Origin of the sequence: Vibrio sp. Vb2880 (assembly GCF_033337975.1) — a bacterium.
GTDB classification, from domain to species: Bacteria; Pseudomonadota; Gammaproteobacteria; order Enterobacterales; family Vibrionaceae; genus Vibrio; species Vibrio alginolyticus.
Genome location: NZ_JAWORT010000002.1, coordinates 24,159 through 45,566, shown reverse-complemented (window position 1 = coordinate 45,566; position 21,408 = coordinate 24,159). Strand labels below are relative to the sequence as shown.

The following is a 21,408-nucleotide window of genomic DNA, read 5'->3' as shown; positions in this document are numbered from 1 at the left end:
TCTGTTAATATATGCTTTTTAAGATGCATATTGATGTTAAATGATGGTCTTATTAGTTCTAAGGTGATTAAACTTATCCTTAGCGTATTTTTCTTTTATACCGATTAAGTCGCGGTAGCTTCGATCAAAATAAACGCTTGTCGGAATTGCCGGATCTTTAAAGCTGATGAAGGCACCATAGGTTCCCGGTATATCAGCTTCTCTGGCTTTATCAATCCAGTCCATGGCTCTGTTTACATCAACAAGTACTGGGTTATTTTGTAGTTCTAGTTTTTGCTTTATCTCTTCATTCCACCAGGTTTGGTATTGGACTGTATATTGACACTGGCGGTAGGGGAAAGATATGTCTTCAAGGTCGTCTGAGTGATGATAAAAACCGCCAGTGATCGCCCCTAAGGTTACGTAACTAAATAGCCCTTGATCGCGGTTTTCTGGCTTTATCAAAGGTGAAGTTAAGCTTTGCAAAAGTGCAGTATAGCCTTCTGGTTTAAGACCTCGCTCTGACACCAATCGCGAAGTGATTTTGTGAGGTGCTGGGGCGTCATAATCGGGAGGGAAAGGAGAACCGTTTTGACACAAAGAATCGCGCCCCCATGTGCTCATCAGGGAGTGATCGTATTTCTTCCCGTCAAAGTCAGTGCCATGTGCTTCATAGACTTGAACTAAATCAGGGAAGCAAGCGCCAAATTGAACGGCTATAAATTGGTGAAGATCTTGTTCTGTTCCTTCCCAGTAGCCATACATGGTGCAGTGATGGCTGATGGTTTCAATATCACAGTGGTTAGATGATTCAGGCAGAGCATCAATTTGCAAGTTGGTGCCAAGAAGTTTAGGCGTATCGAGGCTTTTTATAGCCTGCTCCCAATTTTTTAGCACATCTATGGTAGGGTGCGTTGGTATTGGCTGAAGCATACCGTTGATTTTTGGATAGAGGTTCCACTGAAGCTCGAAGCGGTGGATCTCTTTGGGTAAAGGGAATGTTTTTACGCGTAGCTCGGTAACAATGCCATAGCTCATGCCTCCGCCGCCTCTTAGTGCCCAAAATAGGTGAGGGTTGGACTCTGCTGAGACTTCTGTGATCGTACCATCACCCAATACCACGGTTGCACTCACTAGGTGCTCACAACACATGCCGTATTTTCGCGTCCAAGGGCCCCATCCTCCGCCTTGAATATAGCCAGTCAACCCAACTGTGGCACAGGTTCCATGTGCAATCATTCGATCATGCTCTGCAAGTTTTGGTGTCAGTTGATAGAAGCGATAGCCAGCACCAATGGTGGCAATATTGTCACACAATTGGAAGGTCTTAATTCTGCTCACGTCAATCAAAATGACGTTGTCACCACTGCATTCACCTGCGTGATCATGCCCTCCTGAGCGAACACGAATCGGGAGATTGAATTGAGTTGCTGTTAGATAGGCTTGCTGAACTTCTTGCGTACTTTCGCACATGACAATGACAAAGGGTTGGTGTTGATAGCGAGTATTGAAGATGAGTGACTCGACTTGATATTGGTTCAAACCGGGAACCGGTGAAACCGTGTTTTCAAGAGGTGTCAGTAATCGTTCTTTAGGAAAACCGCACTTATCCATTTTCTGAATAAACAGTTTGGCATTATTGACTGAGATTGAGTACGCGCTAAGTACAGCGAGGCGTTGTATTTGAGGGTTAGGGTGCTGTTCTACCACTTGGTTTTCTTTAGTTCCCTGCATCCATTCATGTTCCATTATTTTTTCCATTTGGCTTATGTATTGAATAGTTGTTCAAATATTAAACCAAATGCATACATTCACCATATCAGTTTGGTATCAGTTGTTCTGTACAAATCGCCAAAAGCATCAGCGAGAGAGCAACAATATCTGGTTGATGAAAAGAACGATCGGCATCTGCGTGACCGTGGATAATTTATGTAGTCAAGTAGATCTGAGCCTAAATTGATACTGAACCAGAATGACGTGTTATCTACATTGAATGGGTCACTAACGACAATAAATTCAGTTGGAGAACACAATGAAAATGGACTCAAAAGAATCACAAGCAATTTTTACTGCTCATTATCAAATTGGTAACGGCTTACCTGGAGGAGTGAGCTTCGATGTTAATCTACTCGTGGCCAGCGAAGACAAATCAATAGTGGGTAAAGGACATATCTTTCAGGCCGTTAACCCACCGTTAAATGTGGTGTCTGATCTCAATGGTAGTTTCAACTATCAATGCACGATGCGTGATTGTCATATCATGGTGACGTTGCAGGGCTACCAGCCTTATCTAGGCATTGCTCCTTTAGGAGCTGATCTTCATAACGTAACGCTCAACCTCCTACTTAATGATGATTGGAAGTCAGGCGTGGCATTCTATCGATATAAAAATAGTTCAGGTAAATGGATTGAAGCAGCAAATCAACGCGTTACTCTACTTTTGGCTGAGCATGTTCCTAGCATCGAGAACTTTAAGGTGGAGCAAAATGATCTTGCGCCAGCATAAATCTCATCAGCGATGAAACTGTGCCAAAACACAGATATTCGATGGTTTCGAATATCTGTGTTTGACGAGGTAAATCGAGTAAACACGATGACTTGACGGTGCAATTAATCGACTTTCTTCGTTTATTGAATATTTCATGGTTGAGTAGATGTGGAGAGCCAATGGTCGAGCTCATCAACACTTATTTGAGCCTGATTCAGTTGATGCTTACGCGCGGCCTGATTGAAGTTTAACAACTCAGAGACGGAGCTGGACTGGTCGAGTAAGGCAAGCATCAGATTCGCTTGTTCAATATAAAAATCACCCCATGGATGCGGATCTTCTTGGGTGAAGTTAGACAGCTTATCGCGATATTTTCGAAGTAGCGTAGGCTGCTTATACTGCCACGCTACTTGGATTCCTTGTTGGTAAAAGCGTAAATAGTTATGACCAACACAGGTAGATTCTAGCCAAGCCTCACCAGTGCGCAAAGCGGAGAGGGCCGTTGATTCATCGCCACAAATAAGTGCCTTGGTAGATACGAGCCAAGGACCAATAAAATTGTGTAGCTTATTGATATGAACAAGATCTAGAGCCGTGTCGATGTCCGAAAGGGCTTTCTCCTCTTTTCCCTGATACCAGTGCAATCTTGCACTGGACTCCAAAAGAAAAGCGACAAATCGATGAGCATTAAGCTGTTTTGAAAGTTGTAGAGCGGTCGAGATTTCGTTTTCAGCTTGCACCAAGACATTACGGTCGAGAAAGATCCATGCAGCCGTAAGCCTAGAAACAATTTCTGCTCGGCGGTTTGCCGTGAGATAGGCAAGATTCGAGGCATGCTGAGCCTGTTTTAGTGCTTCGTCAGATTGCAGTTGATAGATCATCACTGTTGCCAGCATGTAGCGATTGGCAGTTTCAATCGAAAGCAACTGATGCTCTTCACACAGTTGCAAACACTCGGTTAAGTGCTCGTATGAGCGAGCCATTTTTCCTTGTGCGTAGGCACAATCACCGAGGCCGCCAAGCGATTTTGCTTTCGCGCGAAAACAGTTTGCTCGTTGACTGTAATCTAATGCAAGTAAATGTTCTTTCTCACATTCGTCTAGCTGCCCAGTGGGGAACAGCATATTACCTCTCATCGAGTGAATTTCACACAAAGATTTATTTAACGTCAGCTTTTCGCACAGGGCTTGGGCTTGGTCTAAAATCGACATCGCTTGTACAAAGTTGTCGGTTAAACGGTAGGGGTTAATGAGGTCTAAATAGTATTGAACACGTTCAGAATCATTTTCTGTGTGATGAATCGCTTGCTCAAGAACCTCAATACTCTCTTTGATGCGTCCCATCGAATACAGGCAGTTTCCTTTCATATTTAGTGCATACGCCATCTGTGCTTTAGGTGACTCTTTAATAGCGTATTCAATAAGAGTCAGTGCTTTTTCAAATTGATAATTGCTCAGGTAATGTTTGGCGGTCTGGTCAAGAACAGTAAATACACCTTCGCCCTTGGCATGATTGATATGGACTGCATATAAGAACCGATCTCGGTTCTCATACCATTTTGCGCAGGCCATGTGTATTTTTGAACACTGTGACTTGTCTATTTGACGGAAAACAGCATTACAAATCAAATCATGATGGAAAAGGTATTGATCGCCATTGAGTTTTACTAAGCCAGCGTCGACTAACTTATCTGGTACGTAGCCGGGAATTCGAGTGATTTCACGCAGTTGCTCCAGTTGAAAGTACTGCCCCAACACAGATGCAGTACAGAGTGCTTGGCGATCTTGGGCTGGAAGTTGAGCTAATTGTATCGAAACTAAATGTTCCAATGACTCCGGAACGTCTTTATCAAACTGAGAACAAAGTAGTGTTTGGCGTAAGTATAGAGGATGGCCTTTCGCAAGCTTTATACAGTCATTGATATGTTTATTCTGTTGGCATGTGATTGAGCAAGCTAACTCGTAAGACTCTTCAGATGATAACTCCCTAAGTTCGATTAGATTCACGTTGGCAAACCAAGATTGTTTGGAACTAAGTCGTTTTTGCTGCCTAAACGTCAGAAAGAGTAAAATATTGGTGTTTGTAATATAAGGTAGCAGTGTCTCAAGAAATGCCAACATTACCTCGTCGGCCCAATGGACATCTTCAACAATAATCAAATGCGGTTTGCTGGTCTGCCGTTGTTGAATTAAGAAAGGGATAGATTGCTCTATCGTTTGTTTCAGCGTTTGGAACTCCATTAAGTTCAGCAGCTGTTTTTCTGATTCGTTGAGTGTTACCCCCATTAACCAATAAAGGCAGAGATGGAAAGAAGAGGGAATTGATGACTCGACAGTCTGCTGACGAATAGAATCATCGGTATCTTCACGAGTAAATGAACAAATTGCCCGAGTGAATATATTTTGAGGGGACAAGAGATCAGCACTGCCATGATTCAGGATTTGAATCTCTGTGGTTAAACACGAAGAACGACTCAAAGACGAAATGACCTGGTTGAGTAGGCTGGTCTTTCCTATCCCTGCGGTACCAGTAATACAATACGTTTGGCCTGCTTCTTGTTTTTGCCATCGCTTGATTCCGCTATTCAATGTTTCTAGTTCAAGTTTACGCCCTACGAAACAGTCAGTATGGTTTTGGTGTAAGGATACAAAATGCCAGTTGTTGAAGTCTGGCTCTCCTGTTAGAAAAGGTTTTATTGGTCTGGCACAATTGGACGAGATAAAGCAAGGACAAGCAGCTATTTCTCCCCAAGGGATTTTAACTAGGATTTCATTGATTGGGGTTATCGCATTCGGATGTTCCGATAGCTCAGTGATTCGATGCATGTATTTCACATTGATAAAAGACCGAATCGAAGCCGAAAGAGCAACCTTTAATTGAAGGGCTAGTTGTCGAATTCGCTCAAAAATATATTCGTCCGATTCCTGTAAAGACCAAGTAAGAACAAACGTTCGGTTTTGTATTATGGGTGTAGTGTTTTGGCTGAGAAGTAAGGTTTGCAGAGCCTTTGCGGTCAAATCACACTTTGCTTCGATTGCAAAAATAAAAAAATATGGTGGTGATGAAGATACATTTGTAAATAATGGTTCTGAGGCCCGATCTATTAAAAGGTCCTCTACGGGGACAGAAAAGTATTCCGCGAGATTGGATGCGGTACGATACAGCACATTCGCCCCAGACTCTGCTCGCTTTATAGAAGCAATAGATACGACAAAACCCTGTTGAAAGCATTCTTCCGCCAGTTTTTCTTGGCTCAGTCCTAATTTCTTTCTCAGTTCTTTGAGTCGTAATACGTTGAGTGGAATTCTTCCATCCCTATTTGCCATATTTCACTCCGTTGTAACGTATAGCTTTTCCCAGTAAACCTGAATCGATTGGATATGTTGAGTGAATAAATTTATCTTATTTCACCACATATATAATACTAGTAGTTAAAATGTTATATACGAAAATGAAATGGGCATTTTAATCCTCAATCCACCTTAATTCATTGTTATATTAGTGGTGTTTTTTTATTAATAATTTTGATATTTATTTTTGTGAGTTCATGTTTTTCTTAATAAGTTTTTTGAAATATCTTTAAACTTATATCTTTTAAAAGATTGCACACCTTAAACTTATATTGGACTTCATTAAACTTTAAAAATTAAATTCTTTAATTTTAGAGATATAAATTGACAATCTTATTTTTAGTGTTTTTTTTGATCTCTATTCTGGCTAACTGATTTTTTCTAGTCTATAAATCAAATATCGGCAATTTCAAAATAACTGCCGAAAAAATTATTTTAATTTCAATATTATAAATAGTTGGCTTTATACTATGGATATTGGCTTTTTCTGCCTGTTAAAAGGCTTTCATATTACACCACACTTGAGTGCCGCGCTTACCTCTATTAAGGAGACTGCGTGGCTGCCATATGTCAAACGATCTTGCCATCGAGGGGATTGGCAAGCGCTTGCTTTAGAAGAATCCTATCGAAAGGCCTATTACCCTAACTATTTACTACTCTCTGAATTTACAGGATTAGAACTGTTTTTATCTCAATTTTTCTGCCCAATTTTGTCAGTACGGTTTATGAAGTTAGAGCCGGGAGCTGAGATATTGTAACGCGGACCTCTGGCATATGTTTTTCTCAAGTACAGGTGTGTTACATCATTAACTACTGCTACAGCGGCAAGTGAGGTTCATGAATTATGCAAAAAGGCTCATCTATAGAATTCTACCAGCAACGTCCTCAATCTCGTGAGACGGTCGGTGTTGAAGAAGTGCAGCAACAAACTCAACAGTTTGGTTTTGCTGAACCCGAAATGGATGAGCTGCTTAAGTACTCATTACGGACTCAACTTGAGGCTATGCTCCAAAACCAACTCAGCACGGCTGAACGCCGACGACAACTGAAAGAGAGTTTCGCTGCGGCAGTTGAGCTCGTATTGAAGGAGACGAAAGTTGAGCACCGAACACTGGTGCAAGCCTTTCAGACCATGTATGGCAACGCTTGCCAATCTCTTTCTCTGGCTAAACTCACTCAAGAGGAACTGACCCGACAGTACATTTCCACATCTGGGCTGGTGATGTCTCCTCTTAACTGTAAACACACCATCAAAGATGTGTACCGAATTAAAGGCTTTGCGTGTGGTACAAACAAAGCTATCCAACAAATGCTTGCCAACAAGTCACAGGTTAAAGTGCTTTATCCAGCTTGCGGCCCCTTTGCACCGTTGCTGCTGCCTTTACTTGCTCACTACAAACAAAGTGATCGGATTAGCGCAGAGCAGCTTCAGGTGACACTAGTAGATATTCACCCCGGAGCGATTAAAGCACTCAATCAATTGATCGCGGATCTCGATATCGCAGACTACATTGAAGCCTTAGTGGAAGAAGATGCTACCCAATTTTCGCCAACTCAAACGTTTGATCTCCTGATACTTGAAGCGATGCAGCATGGCTTTAGTCGGGAAGGGTTCCTCAGCATCGCGAAACATTTGGTTCAATATTTACATATTCAAGGCGAAATGATCCCCAAGCAGGTATCTGTGCGCGCCATGATGGTCATCGGGGAGACGGAATTTAATCAACAATGGAAAAAAGCAGAGTATGCACATTCCAACCATTGCCAACCGGAAGCGATAGATGATCGAATTGATCTGGGAGAAATTCTTAATGTTAATAAAGCCATGTTGCTCAAAAGCGAGATTTTTGAGCTAGATGGTGGAATAAAAATGCTGCAAGGCAACACCGTAGAGCTGCCGAAAGATGTGCCAGATATGGCAAAACGTATCCTCGCCATTTACAGCCATATCGATACTTACGGAGATGCCATGGTCGGACAATACGACTCCGGTATTACACATCCTAAACCCGACATGACTTTTTATGTGGATGCCAAGCCCAAAGCTGTTGAACACCATTACTTCGAAGCGAGGGGAGGGGATAAGGTCAGTTTCTATTATCAGTTAACCGGATTGCCAGGTTTTGTCGCCACCCATGGATGATTTCGATATGCAGCAAAAATACGTCGTTTTTACAGGAAGTTGTTACGCCTTGCCCATCATTCAGTTGTTGGCACAACAGCATAAATTGGCGGGCGTGGTAGTACCGGAAGGAGAACTAAATCCTGACTTACAGCAGCTACAGAGCTATCTGAGCGCTCAATCGATTCATATTGCTCAGTATACCGCCAATGACAGCAGTGCTTTGATAGCGCAACTCGATGCTTGGCGAGTCACGGATGGCGTCATCTATTTGTTCAGGCACATAGTTCATTCCTCGCTGTGTCAGTTTTTCAACGGAAACTTGTACAACATTCATCCGGGAAAGCTGCCCGAGTATCGAGGCCCGATGCCTCTCTATTGGCAATTAAGAGACGGTTTAGACACCTTTAGCCTCACCCTGCATCGTCTTGAGGCATCGGCTGATTCCGGCGCTATAGGAATGGAGTTAGAGGTACCATTTCACCCGTTTGAGACCTTAACCAGTGCTCAGCAAAAAGCGTCACAAATGACGGCTAAGCTGATGTATGACTTCCTCATCGCGCAACAAAAGCAAGGGCTGGTTTGGCGTGAGCAAGTATCAAACCCCAACGAAGTGGCACGAGCAGTAAACCAACATGATCTGCACATTCGTTGGAACGTGCAAACGAGTCGCGAAATCGTCAACTTAGTGCGAGCAGGCAATCATGACTTCGGAGGTGCGATGTTGAGCTTGCCAAATGGTGTCGCCAATGTTTTGCAAGCAAGCGCAGTGGAGACTTCTTTAGTTGGTGTTGAGGCGGGGAGCATTCTCGAGATCAGCCCACAACATGGGTTACAAGTGAAAACGTTAGATAGCGCCATATCAATAGATGTTATTGCTACACAGCAAGGCGTGTTTTCGGGTTATCGCTACGCGCAAATGGCTGGGCTGGACGCTGGGATGTCATTGCTTCAGCGCTCTTCGGCCTGCGAGTAAAGAAATATCTCAATACGGCTCTTTGCGGCATTAATGAAGCCCTTAACGGTATTTAGTAATGCGAGATTGGAAAGTTTTAACCAACCACACCAATTACGTTATGGGTTGGTTTTAACTTAAGTGTATACGTTAAAAGGAAGAACAGTATGGCTACAGAACCGTATCTTGGGACACTAACCGCATTTGGCGGCAATTTTGCAATTAGAAATTGGGCAATGTGCTCGGGGCAAATGCAGGCAATTGAAGATAATCCAGCGCTCTTCTCTCTAGTTAGCACTCTATACGGAGGTGACGCCCGAACTACCTTTGGTTTACCTGATTTGCGTGGCCGCAGTCCAGTTGGTGTAGGCACACGACCTGGGGGGATGGATTATCATCAGGGAGAAAGATTGGGTACTGAACTGGTAACTATTGATATAACTCAAATGCCAGCACACTTACATACGGCAATTTTTACCCCTCTTGGCACTTCTGCACCTGTAACAGGCAGGATGAAGGTTGCTACCAATGCTGCAAATACACAGGTACCTGATAGTAATTCGTATATAGCGCAAAACTCTGCCCCCGGGTTCTATAAACCGACGTTTCAGCAACCAGATTTGACCGAGATCGAAGGCTTAAGTGTTTCTGGTGGTGGCTCGGGCGGAGGTACTGTAACTGTGACTAAAACAGGCGGTTCAATGCCACTTAATATTTTGAGCCCGGTATTGCCGATTAATTGGTTAATTGCCACTGCGGGAGTATACCCACCGCACAGCTAATCAACCAAGAAAGAATTGGCTGAATCTTTCGCTAATCCTTTCCTATAAAAAATTAAATATTTAAGTTGATTATGATAACCCGGCCATGTTGATAAGGCCGTCATCTTCAGGAGAGGAAAATGAGATTACATCGTCAGGTTGCGATCGCAATTACAACAGCATGGGTGTTCTCAGCGTTTTTTTCCGGTGGAGTCTGGGCTGCACAGCAAACGATTAACTACTCTAATGGTTCAGGTTCCAATTTTAGTGAGGTGGAGACCGGCGTCACAGGGGGTATGCCCTCAGTCACTCTTACCAATGCAGGTGCTGTATCTATGGTATTAGATGCGGGCACTAGCTCGGATGGCACTCCGTTTACTGGCCTAAATGACCTCGGGTTTGTAGCTGGTGTTCTTTACTCAAATACCATGATTAATGAGTTCAACAATCGTGGCTTCCGCTTTTTTGAGAAATCAAGTACTAACTTCAGTTTCGACGAAATTACCTTTATGCAGGGGTCGGCCCGAGACTCAGATAAAACGTATCAACTTGTGTTAACTGGCTTCTCTAATGATACTCAAACAGTGACCGAAACTGTCACCTTGCCAAAAGGTGGTGAAGCAAACTCAGGGTTACAGGACTTGTTTACCCTGACCCGTGGTACAGACTTTAATGATTCGGCATGGCAGGACGTTGATACAGTGACTATGGCGTTTACCCGAAGTCCGGGTGCTGACTCTCGTTATCTTATCAGAAGTATCAAGATTGATGACGCTGCGGTTTCAGACTCTACCGCGCCTACTTTTGTCAGTGCGAGCTCAACCCCCACTGATGATGCAACCAATGTTTCTGTTAGCAACAACATCGAGATTGCCTTCGATGAAAATATTGAGCTGAAGAGCGGCAATATTACCATTCGTAATGTTACCGACAGTCGCGACTTTGAAGTATTTAATGTTGCCACCGAAAGCGATGGCACAACAACATCACCAGGCGCTGGTCGCATCAGTGTTACCAACAATAAAGTTTACTTAAACCCAACCAGTGATCTGGCAGGGAACCGGACCTACGCCATTCATATTGAATCCAGTGCCGTGGCTGACAGCGCAAATAATAGCTTCGCTGGGATCAGCGATGATGCCACATTTAACTTTACGACAGTCGATACCACGCCAAATGCGCCATCTACACCCGATTTAGATGCTAGTTCGGATACCGGGCCATTAAATACTGATAATATTACCAGTGACACTACACCAACGTTTAGTGGGATTTCTGAGAGTGGATCGATCGTTACTTTATACAGTGATCAAGTCGGTGGAGGTGCAACGGTTATTGGCACAGGCACTGCTACTGGAGGGAACTGGCAGATAACAACCAATGAGTTGGCGTCTGGTATTACACATGCAATAAGCGCTAAAGCGTCTGATAGCGATGATAATGTTAGCTCGGCATCCAACGCGTTAAGTGTCACCATTGATACAATAGCCCCATCAGCAGTGAGCATTACCACACCGATTGAGGCTGACAGTATCGTCAACGCTGCAGAAGACAACGATGTGTTGATCGCTGGCTCCGACGCGGAAGCAGGCAACAGCGTGACCGTGACTATCACAGACAATAACAGCTCTGTCAGTCGTACGGTGATGGCCGACAATTCAGGCAACTGGACGCTGAGCGGCAGCGAGCTGGATGTCAGTGGCTTGAACAATGGCACCCTGACGGTGTCTGCAACCCAAGCTGATATAGCAGGTAATATCTCCACCGTAGCCACCCAGAGCGTAACCCTAGATAACGCAGCGCCATCCGCTGTTAGCATTTCCACGCCGATTGAAATCGACGGTATCGTCAATGCGGCAGAAGACAACGACGTGCTGATTGCTGGTTCCGGCGCGGAAGCAGGCAACAGCGTGACCGTGACCATCACGGACAATAACAGCGCTGTCAGTCGTACGGTGACGGCCAACAACTCAGGCAACTGGACGTTGAGCGGCAGTGAGCTTGATGTAAGTGCGTTTAACAACGGCACCCTGACTGTGTCTGCAGCCCAAGCAGATATAGCAGGTAATACTTCTACCGCAGCCACCCAGAGTATTACTCTGGATAATGCAGACCCATCTGCTGTAATCATCAATACGCCGATTGAAACTGATGGGATCGTCAATGCGGCAGAAGACAACGACGTACTGATCGCTGGCTTCAGTGCGGAAGCAGGCAATAGCGTGACCGTGACTATCACGGACAATAACAGCTCTGTCAGCCGTACGGTGACGGCCGACAACTCAGGCAACTGGACGTTGAGCGGCAGTGAGCTTGATGTCAGTGGCCTGAACAACGGCACACTCATAGTTGCTGTGACGCAATCGGATACGGCGGGTAATACCTCCAGAGTGACCACCCAGAGCATTACCTTAGATAACGCCGCACCATCAGCTGTGACCATCACTACACCGATTGAAACCGATGGTATTGTCAATGCAGTAGAAGATAACGATGTGTTGATCGCTGGCTCCGGCGCGGAAGCAGGCAACAGCGTGACCGTGACTATCACGGACAATAACAGCTCTGTCAGTCGTACGGTGATGGCCGACAATTCAGGCAATTGGACGCTGAGCGGCAGCGAGCTGGATGTCAGTGGCCTGAACAATGGCACCCTGACGGTGTCTGCAACCCAAGCTGATATAGCAGGTAATATCTCCACCGTAGCCACCCAGAGCGTAACCCTAGATAACGCAGCGCCATCCGCTGTTAGCATTTCCACGCCGATTGAAATCGACGGTATCGTCAATGCGGCAGAAGACAACGACGTGCTGATTGCTGGCTCCGGCGCGGAGGCTGGCAATAGTGTGACCGTGACCATCACGGACAATAACAACTCAGTCAGTCGTACGGTGACGGCCGACAATACCGGGGCTTGGACGACTATTGGCAGTGAGTTTGATGTAAGTGCGTTTAACAACGGCACCCTGACGGTCGCGGCGAGCCAGAGCGATGCGGCGGGCAACACCTCCAGTATAGATAGCACAACAATTACGTTAGATAACGTGAGGCCAACTGTTTCTTTGAGCAGCTCAGACCTTGATTTGATCTCTGGCGAAACGGCGAGTATCACGTTCACCTTAAGTGAGTCCTCAAGTGACTTTACTGAGTCAGATGTCACCGTCACTGGCGGCAGTTTGTCTAACTTTGCGGGCAGCGGTGACAATTACACGGCCACCTTTACGCCGGATAGAGACAGTACAAGTACAGCGACGATTAACGTGGCGGCAGATTTCTTTACCGATGCTGCCGGGAATAGCAACACTGCTGCGCCTCAACTGTCTATAACCGTTGATAGTTTAGTGCCGAGTGTGACTATCTCCAGTGATAAATTGGCGCTGAAAGCGGACGAAACGGCGACCATTACCTTTACCTTAAGTGAAGCGTCGAGCGATTTTACCGAGGCGGATATCACGGTTAGTGGCGGTACTTTGTCTGGTTTTGCTGGCAGTGGTAGCAGCTACACTGCGACCTTTACACCAACGGAAGAGAGTGCGACGAGCGGTACTATTGAAGTTGCCACAGGCACATTTACCGATGCCTCTGGTAACACCAATAGTGCAGCTACACCACTTTCCATCAGCGTCGATACTGTGCTTCCAACCGTTAGTATCACTAGCTCCAGCGCTGCGTTGAAAGCGGGTGAAACGGCAACACTCACGTTTACCTTGAGTGAAGCCGCAACTGATTTTTCCGAAGCCGATGTGACCGTGGCTGGAGGAACTCTTTCTAACTTTGCGGGCAGTAGCGCCAGTTACACGGCTACCTTTACACCTGCAGAAGAAAGCACTGAGGATGCAACTATTGATGTTGCAGCCGAGAAATTTAGCGACGCAGCTGGCAACCTCAATACAGCAGCGACTCAGTTGTTGATCTCAGTGGATACGGGGATCCCGACTGGACATAGCATCAGCATTGATCAGGAGAGCATTAACAAAACCAACGAACAGGCGATGAGCTTTACCTTCGCAGCAGCTGAAGTGAACGCGATGTTCACTTATAGCGTGACCGACGGTACCACGACCATTGACGGCGCTAGTCAAACAATTTCTTCGGAGACCATGCAAGTAACGGGCATTGACGTCACTATTTTGCAAGAGGGGACGTTGACAGTAAGCGTGGTGGTAACCGATGCCGCAGGCAACGCATCTGATGCAGTGACGGATACTGTGACCAAACGCTACGATGTCGCGCCAACGGTAGTTGATGATAGCTTCTCGACTGAGGAAGATACGGCGAAACAATTTAATCTGTTAGCCAACGATTCCGATGTTAATGATGACATGGTCGCTTCTTCTACAACGATTAAAACGCAACCAATTAAAGGTCAGGTGTCGATCAGCAACGGCGTTGTTACCTATACGCCAAATAATAATGAGACAGGCACAGATAGCTTTACCTATACCGTGAAAGATGCCCTGCTGCAGGAGTCGCAAGAGGCGACAGTGACCGTCACTATCATGGCTATAAATGATGCGCCAGTCGCTAAAGCGCTGACCATCAACACCGACGAAGATACCGCAAGCGCAGCAGTCAGCGCGCGTAGTCAAGCGGAGGATGTTGAAGATGGCATCCCAACGGGTGATTTATCGTTAGTTAGTTTGCCTCAAAAAGGACAAGTAGCCATTGATCAAACTGTAGGCACTTTTGTATATACGCCGAATCCGAATGAAAATGGTAGCGATAGCTTTACTTACACGATCGCAGACAGTGAAGGCGGCGTTTCTCTTGCGGCCACGGTCAGCGTCAATATCGGTTCCGTCAATGACTCACCAGTAGCGGAGGAAGACAGTTTTACTTTTGATGAAGATATCACATCGACACTCGATATTTTAAGTAACGACAGTGATATTGAAGATGGGTCATTCACCCCGAGTAGTATTACCCTGCAAGATCTTGGTCAAGGAGAGGGGGTATACAGTTTTGCTACGGTCAGTGTCAATGTCGATGGGACCTTAAAGATTGTGCCAACAGCGAACGTTAATGGTCAACATAGCTTTACCTACATGCTAACCGATAGTGGTCAAGCAGTCTCAGTGCCTGCAACCGTCACGCTCAATATTACGCCAGTGAATGATGCCCCCGTTGCTGTTGATAACAGTGCACAACTACTAGAGGGAGGCTCCTTCGAGGTCAATGTATTAGGCAATGATAGTGATGCCGATGTTGGAGACAGTTTTGAACTCACTAGTGTCACAGTCGTCGATACGCCAGCACATGGCAGTGTGAACGTGACGGCGTCAGGAGCGATTGTTTACAACCCCAATGAGAACTACTTCGGTGAAGATAGCTTCACCTATACGGTGGCAGACTTAGCAGGTGCTGTATCTAACGCCGCAACAGTGACCATGACAGTAACACCAGTCAACGACGCACCAATGGCGCAAGCACAGTCACAAACGCTTGATGAAGACAATAGTTTGGTGATCACGCTGGTTGGTTCAGATATTGATAACGATGATGACACTCTGCAGTATCTTATCACTGAGCAAGTCAGTCATGGCGTGCTAGAGCAGTTGACCAATAATAGTTGGCGCTATACACCAGAAGCGGACTTCAATGGCTCCGACTTCTTCTTGTTCAAGGTCAACGACGGTGATCTCGACTCGACAGAGGTTCGTGTCGATTTGACGGTTAATGCAGTCAACGATACACCAACCGCGACCGATATCAGTGCTACGGGAGAGGAAGAAATACCGCTGACCATTACTTTAAATGGTAACGATGCAGAAGGCTCATCTTTGAGCTATCAAATTGTAAAATCGCCAGTCAACGGTAATGTTACCGTCACAGGCAATCACGCGGTTTATACGGGTAACAGTAACTTCTTTGGTCAGGACAGTTTCACTTACAGCGTAAGTGACGGAGATCTTACCTCAGGAGTGGCGTTAGTGACCATCACGGTGAATAACGTTAATGACGCGCCAGTGATTACGGGTACCCCATCGGCGCAAGTTGATGAAGATAGTGTGTATCAGTTTGTGCCCGCGGCATTGGACAATGACCCAGCGGATACTCTGACCTACTTGATAGCTAACAAGCCACCTTGGGCTACATTTGACAAGACAACAGGAGCGCTTTCTGGCACGCCAAGTAACCGTTATGTGGGGACTTATCCAGGTATCGTGATTAGCGTATCCGATGGCACTATTTCTTCCTCATTGTCAGCTTTTTCGATTACTGTGACTAACGTTAACGATGCACCCGTTATCTCTGGTTCACCAGCAACACAAGTGAATGAAGACAGCACCTATCTGTTCACGCCACAAGTGTCAGATGTTGACAGCCAAGCCTTCACCTTCAGTATCGTGAACAAGCCATCTTGGGCTAGCTTTGATGCATCAACAGGCACGCTTAGTGGTACACCAGATAATGGTGATGTTGGCAAATATCAGGGCATTGTTATCTCGGTTTCTGATGGTCTCACGACCACAATGCTCAATAGATTCAGTATTGTGGTTAACAATGTCAATGACGCGCCAGTGATCAGTGGCACTCCTGCTCTTACCGTCAACGAAGGCAGTACGTACCGCTTTGCGCTGCAGGCATCGGATGTTGATAGTAGTAGCTTGAGCTTTTCAATCCGCAATAAACCATCATGGGCAACCTTTGATAGAGCAACTGGGTTGCTAAGTGGTACGCCGGAAAATGAGCATGTTGGCAGCACCAATAATATTGTTATTAGTGTCTCAGACGGTGAGCTAAGCACATCTTTAGCAGCGTTTAGCATCACGGTAATCAACGTTAATGATGAGCCAGTGGCGGTTAATGATACCTATGTCTTTACCGAGAGTAACGATGGTAGCTACTTATTGGATGTACTCAGCAACGACAGCGATGTTGATCTAGATACATTACAACTGGAATGGGTTAAACCTACATCTGGAACGGCAACGATTGTGGGCAGTCAAATCCAATTGGTAACGACCTCAATTGGTACAGTGGCAGTGCAATACAGTGTGAAAGATGGTAACGGTGGAAAGGCCACCGCGAAAGCAATCGTGACAATTAAAAGTGCGAAATTGGACGCACCAACAATAGCCGCACCTTCAGATATCGAAGTGAACGCAACTTCGCTCTTTACTAAAGTTGCATTAGGCTCTGCTGTGGCACGAGATAGTACAGGCAAGCTATTACCTGTTTCATTGGTCGACAGCACGACCTTTTTCCGACCTGGAACTAATACGGTCTATTGGCGCACTCAAGACTCTGATGGAAACGTCGCTGAAGCTAGTCAAACGGTAACAGTGTATCCACTGATAAGTATCTCCAAAGATGCGCAAACCACGGAAGGCACCAATCATAGCGTATCGATACACCTTAACGGTCCTTCGCCGAGCTACCCAGTAATCATACCTTATACGGTTTCAGGAAGCACGGACAGTGATGACCACACGCTCACCTCTGGTGAAGTGGTGATACCTAGTGGTACCGAAGGCAAACTTTCGTTCGAACTACTTAATGATGGACAAAATGAGGGCGTTGAAACCTTAGTGATTGATCTGGACAGCACCCTTAATCTAGGTAGTAAGCGTCGTTACACCTTGACAATCTTTGAAGAGAATGTGGCTCCGAAGGTCACGGTAAGTGTATCTCAGGCGGGGGAGCAGCGGAGCCAAATTGAAAATGGTGTTGAACCGGTCACAATCACGAGCAGTGTTAGTGATGCCAATATGTCCGATATACACAGTTTCAGATGGAGTAGTGATAGCGATGTACTTAACCAAGCGATTGCGGGGCAGATGTACAGCGAAACATTGACTTTCTCTCCGCAATTACTGAGTTCAGCGATTTACAATTTGCAATTGACAGTTACTGACAATGGCACTCCACCATTATCAGTGACACGGAATGTCTATTTAGAAGTGGTACAAACATTGGCGGAGCTCGGGAGTGAAGACAGTGATGGCGACTTAATCCCGGATGATCAAGAAGGTCATAATGATAGTGATGGTGATGGTATCCCTGATTATCTTGATGCAATTTCTGACTGTAACGTAATTCAACAGGTTGTGTCAGAAAAAGATCGCTTCCTCATTGAGGGGCAGCCAGGTATCTGTTTACGCAAAGGAATAACCATTCTGACTAACGCAACAGGAGGAGCTTTATTGCTGGATGAGGAGCTTCCTAAAGATATCAACATGAAGAGCATAGGGGGAATCTTTGATTTTGTAGTAACTAATTTGCCGCTGCCCGGCCAAAGCTATCAATTAGTTTTGCCTCAGCGTTTACCTGTTCCAGCAAATGCAGTGTACCGAAAGTATAACGCTGAACAGGGGTGGATAGACTTTATTGAGGATGCTCAAAACACGGTTTCTTCTAGTGCTGGCGAGGCTGGTTATTGTCCGCCACCAGGGCACAGTTCATGGTCACAGGGTCTGACTGAAGGTGACTGGTGTGTACAACTTACCATTGAAGACGGTGGTCCGAACGATGATGACGGATTGGCTAATGGCAGTGTCGTTGACCCTGGCGTCGTTGCCGCTCGTGTAAGCAATAATACACTCCCTCAAGCGATTGACGACAATGCGTTTGTTAGTCTCAATGGTACGGTTACGATCGATGTATTGAGCAATGATGCTGATGCTGATGGTGATGGGCTGAAGGTAAGTCGCGCTTCTGTAGATATTGGTAGTGTTAGTGTGGTTGATAACAAACTAAGTTATGTCACTCAACCACAGTACTACGGGGAGGCTTTGATCACTTATAGCGTAACGGATGGTAATGGTGGAACGGGATCGGCGAAGGTGACGGTAAATGTGGTAAACAGTCAGAATCCGAATGCGGTGGACGATAATATTACCACCGATGATCGTACCCCTGTCACGGTTTATGTCCTTGCTAACGATACCGATCCGGATAACGACACATTGAAGTTGGTTTCAGTCCAAGCGCAGTATGGGCAGGCGGTCATGAATGCAGATCAGAGCGTGACCTATACCCCTACCTCAGGGTTTGAAGGCAATGATGTGTTGACATATATCATTCAGGATAGCCAAGGCCTGCAAGACGCGGGGAAAGTTATAGTGACCGTTAAGTTGGTAAGAGATGTAAAGGTTGAAAATACTTCAGCAGGATCATTGGGTGGCATGGTGTTGATGCTTTTGATTTTGTTAGGAGCCATGCAACGTTATGGAAGAAACAGTGCTCTAGCACTAATTGCTGTGTTTAGTTTTAGTAGTCAAGCGGGCTGGTATGTTGATGTTCAAATGGGGTCAAGCCATGCAGATGAGCGTGATGCTGTTAAAGGTGATAACGTAATCTCTACTGACAACACCGGGTTCTATCGCTCTGTCGGGTTGGGATATACTTTTTCTGATCAATGGTCTGGAACTATTCGTTATATTGATATGGGTGAAGGTAGTGCTACATTGCGTAGTGCTACTACTTCACCAGAAGACTATCACGCCAATGTCGCATCTATAGCCCCACTCCTTGTTAAGGGCATGGGCTTCGACATCGGTTATAAGTTCTGGCAATACAATTCATGGTCCGCAAAACTGAGTTTGGGGGGCTTGTTCTGGGATACCGATATTGAAAGTACGTATCAAGGCAGCAAGATAACGACGGAAGTGGATGGTTTTGATGGATATATTGGTGCAGAAGTTGGCTACAACCTCTCAGATAATTGGGAGATCGGTATCCAAGGCGCTCGTTATTTTTTACATGAAAATGATGTTGATATAATTGCGGTACAACTTCGTTATTTTTTTGAGCCGTTAACAGCGTATTAACCTAGGGTTTGGTATTTTTCGATAATTTGTATCCTAAGCGATCATGAAGCGATATGGTAAATTACTGGAGATTAATGTCGTGATTGTGATCTTTATTATATAGGTCAATACTCTATAACAAATCCTTAATTACCTTGAAGTCTTTTCTTCTTTAACATCTAGCGAAAGATAGTGTTTTGATAGAGTGTTAAGCAGAACTTACTGTTCGATATTAGAAAAATAAGGTTCATTGAATGCTCGATGTGAACTTAAAAGAAGATGATTTACGCAATAGGGTTGCTGGTGGCGCTGAAAGTGTCAGCGTGATACGTCGCTTTACTTTGAACCTAGTACGTTTACAGTCGAAGAAATATAGTGTTGGGGCTGAAGCCAAACCAAGCGTGTCAGAGCGACACAGTTCGTATTGAACCCTTATTGGGTTGAAAAGCGTTCCACGCTGGCTGTCGCCCTGATGCTGATAACTGCGACGATAAATTGATACCGAGCAAAACGATAATTTTATATCTGCTTTAATCCAATATTGATTGAATAATATCAAATGCTTTTTCTATTTTTTGGGTAGGAATAATGCCAAATCCAAATAAGAGGGCATTAGAATGATTGTTGATAGAAAAATGCGATGATGGGTAAACCGCTACATTTGATGAAGCAAATTTATTCATCATTTGTGTCGCGCATCCCGATACTTCAGCTGCTATATGCAATCCACCTTGGCTTGGAATACGTTGTAAGCAATCTATGTTGTCAATTAATTGAGTTAGCTTATTATACCTTTCGCTGTAGATTTTATTCATATTGAGTAAATGGTGAGAGAAATGACCGTCACGCATGAATTCGTCAAGTAGGATTTGAGACACTACAGATGTACTTCTTCCCAAGTGCCATAACATATTTGAAATTGGCTCTATTAAAGACTTTGGCGGAATCATATAGCCAATGCGTATGCCGGGAAATAGTATTTTAGAGAAACTGCCTATCATAGCGACGCAGTCATTTTTGTCTTGTGACTTGAGACCTTGCTTACTGGTATTGAGGTAGTGATATTCCGCATCATAATCATCTTCGATAATGATTGCGTTATTAACTTCTGCCCATCTCAGCAGTTCTAACTTCCTTTCAACTGAGTAGCTAAAGCCTAAAGGGAACTGATGACTAGGCGTTGTATAAATAATTTTGGTATTAGAAGGGATTGATTCAACGATAACACCTTGGTCGTCCATCGGCACGGAGCCTATTTGCGCGCCAAGTAATCGAGCTTGATTTCGAAAAACAGGATATCCTGGATCTTCCGTCGACACGAGATCCCCGGGAGAGAGTAATGTAAGGAGAGTCGTCATTATTGCCTGCTGGCACCCTTGCGTAATGATGATGTCTTCAGGGTCACAGATTACGCCTCTCGAGTGTCTCACATACTCGCAGATAGACTCTCGTAAACAAGCTAACCCTTGCAAATCACCACCATGTGCAAACTCTGGAGTTAATGCATTGAGCCTACTCAGTCTTGAGTGTCGCCAAATATGCTTTGCTATTCTCTGATGATCAGGAACGCCTAAAGTGAAGTCATAGTCTAGATTCTTTGGTGCGATGATCTCTGGCTTCTTCGCTGCGTTAGTGCCAAACACCCCTAGTTGGTAGTGTTTTATTGGTCTCTTATCTTGATTCATCGTTTGTTCTAGAGCATTACTTACGTACGTGCCAGACCCTGCCTTTTTTACTATCCACCCCTCGAACTGAAGTCGCTCATACACCGAAATGACAGTGTTTCTTGCTATGCCTAACTTTTTCGACAGCATGCGGGTTGACGGTAATCTCTCATTTGATCGTAATCTGCCTTCTAATATCCCTTGGTATATCTCGGAATAAAGCTGTTGGCTGGTGACTTTTCCAGTTTCGAAGTGTAGTGAAAATGGCATCGTTTTCTCTGTAGACGTTGAAAAGTGGTTCTAAAGCGTTGTGAGGATGTGGATCTGTATATACCAA

9 protein-coding genes are annotated in these 21,408 nt (G+C 45.0%); 6 read left to right on the top strand and 3 right to left on the bottom strand.

The features are described 5' to 3' along the window. Positions 1–36 precede the first annotated feature (36 nt). The gene (locus R7M92_RS02095) at positions 37–1,728 is read right to left on the bottom strand and encodes an FAD-binding oxidoreductase (RefSeq protein ID WP_005373452.1); all 1,692 of its coding nucleotides are present in this window, start codon (positions 1,726–1,728) and stop codon (positions 37–39) included. Positions 1,729–2,011: 283 nt separating this feature from the next. Between R7M92_RS02095 and R7M92_RS02090 the strand changes: the two genes are divergently transcribed. Then, positions 2,012–2,485, top strand: a complete 474-nt coding sequence (locus tag R7M92_RS02090) for a DUF1842 domain-containing protein (protein ID WP_318132583.1) — start codon at positions 2,012–2,014, stop codon at positions 2,483–2,485. Between the two features lie 134 nt (positions 2,486–2,619). On the opposite strand, the gene R7M92_RS02085 is transcribed toward R7M92_RS02090, so the two are convergent. Next, positions 2,620–5,793: an AAA family ATPase gene (locus R7M92_RS02085; RefSeq protein WP_017819913.1), complete on the bottom strand. Its 3,174-nt coding sequence runs from the start codon at positions 5,791–5,793 to the stop codon at positions 2,620–2,622. An 868-nt stretch (positions 5,794–6,661) separates the two neighbouring features. On the opposite strand from R7M92_RS02085, the gene R7M92_RS02080 reads away from it, so the two are divergent. From R7M92_RS02080 to R7M92_RS02060, 5 genes are all read left to right on the top strand, one after another. After that, complete coding sequence (locus R7M92_RS02080) at positions 6,662–7,960, top strand: hypothetical protein (protein ID WP_258656456.1); 1,299 nt, start codon at positions 6,662–6,664, stop codon at positions 7,958–7,960. Between the two features lie 7 nt (positions 7,961–7,967). Beyond that, positions 7,968–8,915, top strand: a complete 948-nt coding sequence (locus tag R7M92_RS02075; protein ID WP_262595941.1) for a formyltransferase family protein — start codon at positions 7,968–7,970, stop codon at positions 8,913–8,915. Positions 8,916–9,061: 146 nt separating this feature from the next. Beyond that, complete coding sequence (locus R7M92_RS02070; protein ID WP_318132582.1) at positions 9,062–9,676, top strand: phage tail protein; 615 nt, start codon at positions 9,062–9,064, stop codon at positions 9,674–9,676. A gap of 314 nt (positions 9,677–9,990) precedes the next feature. Beyond that, positions 9,991–19,428 carry an Ig-like domain-containing protein gene (locus R7M92_RS02065; RefSeq protein ID WP_411974272.1) on the top strand — a complete coding sequence of 3,146 codons (9,438 nt, stop codon included), beginning with the start codon at positions 9,991–9,993 and terminating at the stop codon, positions 19,426–19,428. Between the two features lie 233 nt (positions 19,429–19,661). Beyond that, positions 19,662–19,835, top strand: coding sequence for a hypothetical protein (locus R7M92_RS02060; protein WP_262635580.1), 174 nt, complete (start codon positions 19,662–19,664; stop codon positions 19,833–19,835). A gap of 102 nt (positions 19,836–19,937) precedes the next feature. On the opposite strand, the gene R7M92_RS02055 is transcribed toward R7M92_RS02060, so the two are convergent. Further along, complete coding sequence (locus R7M92_RS02055) at positions 19,938–21,341, bottom strand: PLP-dependent aminotransferase family protein (protein WP_167416134.1); 1,404 nt, start codon at positions 21,339–21,341, stop codon at positions 19,938–19,940. Positions 21,342–21,408: the final 67 nt, after the last annotated feature.

Coding starts and splice junctions, on each gene's coding strand:
- R7M92_RS02095 (WP_005373452.1), bottom strand. CDS start 1,728: ATGGAACATGAATGGATGCAGGGAACTAAAGAAAACCAAGTGGTAGAA.
- R7M92_RS02090 (WP_318132583.1), top strand. CDS start 2,012: ATGAAAATGGACTCAAAAGAATCACAAGCAATTTTTACTGCTCATTAT.
- R7M92_RS02085 (WP_017819913.1), bottom strand. CDS start 5,793: ATGGCAAATAGGGATGGAAGAATTCCACTCAACGTATTACGACTCAAA.
- R7M92_RS02080 (WP_258656456.1), top strand. CDS start 6,662: ATGCAAAAAGGCTCATCTATAGAATTCTACCAGCAACGTCCTCAATCT.
- R7M92_RS02075 (WP_262595941.1), top strand. CDS start 7,968: ATGCAGCAAAAATACGTCGTTTTTACAGGAAGTTGTTACGCCTTGCCC.
- R7M92_RS02070 (WP_318132582.1), top strand. CDS start 9,062: ATGGCTACAGAACCGTATCTTGGGACACTAACCGCATTTGGCGGCAAT.
- R7M92_RS02065 (WP_411974272.1), top strand. CDS start 9,991: ATGGTATTAGATGCGGGCACTAGCTCGGATGGCACTCCGTTTACTGGC.
- R7M92_RS02060 (WP_262635580.1), top strand. CDS start 19,662: ATGCTCGATGTGAACTTAAAAGAAGATGATTTACGCAATAGGGTTGCT.
- R7M92_RS02055 (WP_167416134.1), bottom strand. CDS start 21,341: ATGCCATTTTCACTACACTTCGAAACTGGAAAAGTCACCAGCCAACAG.